Source organism: Sphingopyxis sp. (assembly GCF_019459305.1).
Taxonomy (GTDB): domain Bacteria; phylum Pseudomonadota; class Alphaproteobacteria; order Sphingomonadales; family Sphingomonadaceae; genus Sphingopyxis.
On the sequence record NZ_JAIBES010000068.1, the window covers coordinates 1 to 5,395 of the forward strand.

The 5,395-nt window shown below is 58.4% G+C and carries 5 protein-coding genes; 2 read left to right on the plus strand and 3 right to left on the minus strand.

Translation table 11 applies throughout. The features are described from left to right. Positions 1-67: 67 nt before the first annotated feature. Positions 68-1,282, plus strand: a complete 1,215-nt coding sequence (locus K0M74_RS07715) for an IS701 family transposase (RefSeq protein WP_293970073.1) — start codon at positions 68-70, stop codon at positions 1,280-1,282. A gap of 377 nt (positions 1,283-1,659) precedes the next feature. Here K0M74_RS07715 and K0M74_RS07720 read toward each other — a convergent pair whose 3' ends face one another. Further along, positions 1,660-2,484, minus strand: coding sequence for a M23 family metallopeptidase (locus tag K0M74_RS07720; protein WP_366932641.1), 825 nt, complete (start codon positions 2,482-2,484; stop codon positions 1,660-1,662). On the opposite strand from K0M74_RS07720, the gene K0M74_RS19825 reads away from it, so the two are divergent. Beyond that, entirely contained in the window at positions 2,470-2,769 is a 300-nt protein-coding gene (locus K0M74_RS19825) for a MarR family winged helix-turn-helix transcriptional regulator (protein ID WP_366932642.1), read from the plus strand. The two genes, K0M74_RS07720 and K0M74_RS19825, sit on opposite strands and share 15 nt — an antisense overlap. Positions 2,770-3,327: 558 nt before the next feature. Here K0M74_RS19825 and K0M74_RS07725 read toward each other — a convergent pair. Together K0M74_RS07725 and K0M74_RS07730 are read right to left on the minus strand one after the other, a co-directional pair. Further along, positions 3,328-4,206, minus strand: a complete 879-nt coding sequence (locus K0M74_RS07725; protein ID WP_293970079.1) for a nucleotidyl transferase AbiEii/AbiGii toxin family protein — start codon at positions 4,204-4,206, stop codon at positions 3,328-3,330. Beyond that, positions 4,203-5,027: a type IV toxin-antitoxin system AbiEi family antitoxin gene (locus tag K0M74_RS07730; RefSeq protein WP_293970081.1), complete on the minus strand. Its 825-nt coding sequence runs from the start codon at positions 5,025-5,027 to the stop codon at positions 4,203-4,205. Before K0M74_RS07730 ends, K0M74_RS07725 begins: the two co-directional genes overlap by 4 nt. Positions 5,028-5,395 lie beyond the last annotated feature (368 nt).

Consider the following 5,395-nt stretch of genomic DNA (forward strand, 5'->3'; position numbering starts at 1 on the left):
TAGTACTACAGTTGCATTTATCATCAAAATCTGATTCTCTCGCGATAGATTGGCGGGGGATCGGATCATGGCGGTTGCGGAGTGGGCGGGAACGCTTGTCGATTGGCGGGCGGCGCTTGATGAGTTGAAGGAGTATCTGGCCCCAGCGTTGGGGCGGGCGGAGACTCGGGCATCGGGTGATGCGTTCATCGATGGGCTGCTTTCGGGCGCCGAACGCAAAACCGGATGGATGCTGGCGGAGGAAGCCGGGCTGGATCGTCCTTATCGCATTCAGTCGCTGCTGGGGCGTTCATCCTGGTCGGCGGAGACGCTGCGTCATCGTGTGCAGGACTATGTCATGGCATCGCTCGGTGACAAGGATGGCGTGCTCGTCGTGGATGAGACGGGTTTCCTGAAGAAGGGCGCCCATTCGGCTGGGGTTGCGCGGCAATATTCTGGAACGGCCGGACGGATCGAGAACTGCCAGGTGGGGGTGTTCCTCGGCTATGCCAGCCGATACGGCCATACGTTGATCGATCGTCGGCTCTATCTACCCAAGGCCTGGGCCGAGGACGGCGATCGTCGCCGCAAGGCGAGCGTGCCCGAGGACGTCGCTTTTGCGACCAAGCCGGCGATGGCGCGGGAGATGATCGCGGCCGCGCTGGATACCGGCGTCTCTTGCGCGTGGGTGTTGGCCGATGCGCTTTACGGCTCGGACTATCAGCTGCGGCGCATGCTGGAAGATCGCGGCCAGCCCTATGTTCTGGCCGTGCGCTCGAACCAGCATCTGCGCTTTCTCACGCAGGAAGGGCTCGTCCAGACCAATCCGGCCTATCTTGCGGACGAAATCGAAGCCGATGACTGGCATGCGCTGTCTGCGGGCGAGGGGGCCAAGGGGGCGAGGCTATATCACTGGGCGCACCTGCCCCTCAATTGGACAACCCAGCACGGCTTCGAGCGCTGGCTCCTTTTCCGCCGCAGTCTCAGGAGCCCCAGCGAACTGGCCTATTATTTCGTCTATGCGCGCGAAGGAACATCGCTCGAGGAGCTGGCCGGAGCCGCAGGCCTGCGCTGGACCATCGAGGAATGCTTCCTACGCTCCAAGGACGATCTCGGGCTGGACCATTGCGAAGCCCGCTCCTGGCACGGCTGGCATCGTCACATGACGCTCGTCATGGCAGCCGCCGCATTCCTCGCCAAGCTTGCCGCTGACCAGCGACGCGCCACCTGGAGCCGCAGCGAACCCGAACGTGGCGCCCTTGGTAAATGGGACAAAAGGAGTCCGAACCACCAGGCCGCGTGATCCCGGCATTCCCACGTTGCCTGTCCACGCCCGAAATCAGGCGCCTCATCGCAAAGCTCATATTCGCGGCTCAACACCATCCCGCCTTCATCTGGGCTTGGTCCCGATGGCGCCAAACCCACCAAGCGATCGCGGCTCAATGTCACCGAAGAACACGACATTAAATGCAACTGTAGTACTAAGAGGATGGATCGTAAATTGGGAGGGGCCCCAACGCCGATCCACAGCGTGGCCGGTTGGATGTAGCGCAATAGCGGATCGAAGCGCGGCGTTTCGTGCCCAAACCCGCTCATAGCGAGGTTTTCGAGACCGGCCTGAAAGCGGCCGTTGGCCACAGCATGAACCGCAGCTCCGGCCATCATTGCGCTGCGGCTCCGTCAAAACTCGATAACTGCCAGATCGGTCGGCAATTCATTTTCCCGGACGTCGCGGCCCGATGGTGCGGGTCCATTCCATCCTTCCGGCTTTTCCAAAATCTGAAGAGAAGGCGCATAGCCCGCGACCCGGAAAGTCCGGAAGGCAAAGGTCAAGCCGTTCGCGCCCAGTGCCGAAGCACCGTCGGCGATATGAATATGCAGGTGCGGTGCGTCCGATTGGCCCGAGTTGCCGAGTGCGGCCAATATGTCGCCGCGCTTCACATGTTCTCCTTTTTTCACCGCGATGCTTCCCGGTTTGAGGTGACCATAGAGAACGCGCTCTCCGTTGGGCAGCACCAGCACCAGATGATTGCCGGCGATCGTATCGAGACCAATTCGGATGGAAGGCGGTGTGAGAGGCTGATTGTCGGGCAAACCGTCAAACACGCGTTCCACAATGGCATCTGCGACGGCGAGTATCGGTTCGCCATATCCGACCCAATTTTCATTGCGGGAAGGATCGCCGGAATAGGCGCGCCCGTGCGGGTCAAGCTTCACAAAATCGATTGCATAGCGCTGTGCTATCCGGGACGCGCCGTTTACGACGGCGATTGTGCGGCGGTGATCGGCATTGTTGGATAGCGCATTGGCGGCAAGCCAGCTGCCTGATTTGAAGGGAGCATCGACGATCAGTGGGAGCTTCGTGGCGACCGCGAGCGGAGGAGTTTCCAGAACGGTGCGGGATGGGTCGGTCTGCGTCCCCGCCGCGGGCGCCACCTGGATGCGGTGGCCAAGGCGCAGGCCCGACGTCGTCGCTTTTGGGATTAAGGTATCGAAGAAGACCACGACAAAGTCACCCGCGCCACGGTCACCGGCCTCCTCGACAATCTCGAGCGGGACGGATTGGTGGACCGACTTCGTCGCAAGGACGACAAGAGAAGGGTCGATGTCTTTCTGACGAAAAAAGGCCAAGCGCTTATGGAATCGATGATGCCGGACCATTGTGCGCGTGTCGCGAGCGGATTGGACGGTCTGACGAAAGCCGAAAAACGTCAGATGATCGAATATCGGCACAAGATCGAAGATGGCGCGGCGAAGTTTTCCGATTCCAAGACAGATGGACCGAAATAAGCCCGAGGCGGTGCGCGAACAATCCTGCGCCGAGAACTTTCCTCGGGCGTGTCTCCGCCCTGTTTGTGAATATGCGCTGAAGCTCGACTCCTGAGATTTTACCCTAATGCTTTGACTTTTAAAAGAAAATGTGTGCGAACTGGGGTTCTGATCGGCGCCTACCGGGACCCCGCATAATCGCCAAGTTCGGTTATGGTTCAACGTCTTAGTTAGCCCTGGCGAGGGGCCAGCGCCAACACCTGTCCGCACCATCGACTAGGAAGCGCATCAAGCGGTCCAAGATCTCTGCATCGACATGCCGCGACGATCCACAAGGCGCGCGACATCGACGCTCTCCGCAGCGATGGGGCAAAGGATCTTGCCACGGCGCTGCGCAATGACCCGTCGCTGATCGCGGAGGCTGTGGTTCGGCTGCGGCTTTGGTCGAACTCGTGGCCGACAATGCATCGAATGGAAAGAACGGCTGACGTAATCAAACGTTCGGGTGCATTGGAGAAGTTCAGCGTACCCGGGCGCTAGAGACCGTTTCACTTGGTTGCGCCGTTAGCGAGTACGCCGCTAGCCGGGCTTTACAAGCTCTGTAAGGCCGAGCGTTGCAGCAGTCGTGCAGGTGTTTGCCCAGCGCTCGCCCGGCATGCGTTCAATCACCCGAGTAAAGACCTGCAAAAAGGCGCGGCGGCTCTCCGTCGCGTCGAGCGCATCGGCATATTCGTGCGGTAGCAAGGCTTTCATGTCGCCTAACAGTTGTGGCTGAGAAAACTTGGCAAGCATCCGCTGCTCGGCTTGCGCACGGCTGATAGTTTGCTCTCGAAGGGCGAGATACTGACCGAAAAGTGCAACAACGCGATCGATGTCGAGATCGGGAAAGATCGTCAGCGCATGATCGAGATCGAATAAGTCTCTGCCCTTGTCGCGCTGAAGGAGCGCGCGTAATTTCGTCGCGAGGAGTTCCTCTGTAGAAAATGTGGGGATGTCGGCGTTGCCGGTGAACCATGGATTTTCGACAACGAAAGGCACCGATTTCGGCCCGTCAAAGGCTTCTCGTTCAGCGGTATTGATCTCCACCTTCAAACGGATTTCCATATCCGGTTCGTCCTCTGACGGGACGCGGAACCGCAGCTTCGGTGCAACCGCGCTTTGGACGAAATTTCCCTGCCCGAGCCAAGGCTCTAGCACGCTTCGAAGCGCGTCGAGGATCGGACCTATCGGGCTCGCTTCCGTCCGCACCAGATCGATATCTTCCGAGTAGCGCAAAGGTGTCGGGAAGATGATTTTATTGAGTGCTGTACCGCCCCGAAATCTTATCGCGGTGGCTAGCAGGTCGTGATTGAAGATGTCGACCAGCGCGCGCGAGATGATCAAATCCTGTTCAACCTGCCGTGGTTCTGCCCAAGGGGCATGAAGGCTCCACGCGGTTATGTTCGTTTCCGGTATCATTGCTCGTCAATCTCGATCGGCCTTCGTAACATAATGTGCCAGCGAGCGTCACGCTGCGGCTCTTCCGCCATGATCGACGATGCCCGTTCGTTCGGGTCCAGTTCAATCCATTGCTTGGGTTGATTAGCCAGCATCTCCTCCAGCGCGTCGGCCAAGTCATGAAAGTTGAGACGGTCGCAAATATATCCGAGGCGTTGGACAACCGTGCGTTCGAAAGACAAGGCAAGGGAGGCAAGGCTTTGAACGTCGATGCGCGGGGCAAGCTCATTCAGGATGCTCGCCACATGATCGGTGCTTCCGCTTGCTTGTCGATACCGCAGCAGGTCGAGCGCGGTGAGGGCAGGGGATGAAATCCGCATCGACCCAGTGTCGGTCTTGCGCAACTCCATGCCCTGCTCAACAGCGATCATGTCTTTCCGATAATAGAAAACGATCTTTGATCGGCCCGCCTTGATCGGTTTCCACTGTCGATTGGTGACAACCTGAAATTCCATCACCGCTTGATGGGCTGCTCCACTCAGCTCGGCAGCCTTTTGTAGGCCGACATAATAGGGGATACCTGCGTGCTTCATCATCGCGTCGATGTAGAAGCTGGGTGGCGGAGCGCCCCATTTGAGGAAGCGTGTCGGCGTGATGACGTAAAATCCGCGGCGGGGAGCAAAAATATAGCCTTTCTGGGTTAGCCGCCTTGCAGCATCCTGAAACGCCCCATGGCCAAGTTCGAGAGCATCCATCGCCTCTTCTCGGGCGAAGGTAATTCGCCCGGAGGATGCAAGTCCTTCAGCATATGCCGCTAAGCTTCCGGTACGTTTAGGAATCATATATGGAAGTCCGCTAAGTGTGCAGAGTTTGTAATATGATTCATTATCCATCGCAAGAATCATATCGCAGCCGCAGCTTATAATGCCGACTTATCTATATGATTGCAGAAAAATTGCATTGAACTGATCGGGTGGAAGCCCCCCTCGACGGCATCGCTCGTTTCCCATTTGATGGTGTAGGTTCCGCCGGCACATGACCTTCCCCGCGCAGCACCGCACCAATTTGTACTCACGGATGAGATGGACAAGACCTTTCCGTGCAAAATTGTGCTATGGCCCTTGTGCGCGGGCGACTCCGTGGCGAAGAACGGAACTCCGGCTGCAAGGTCCGTCAGGCCGCCTTTTCACAGCCCTGCCGGTTTGGAGCG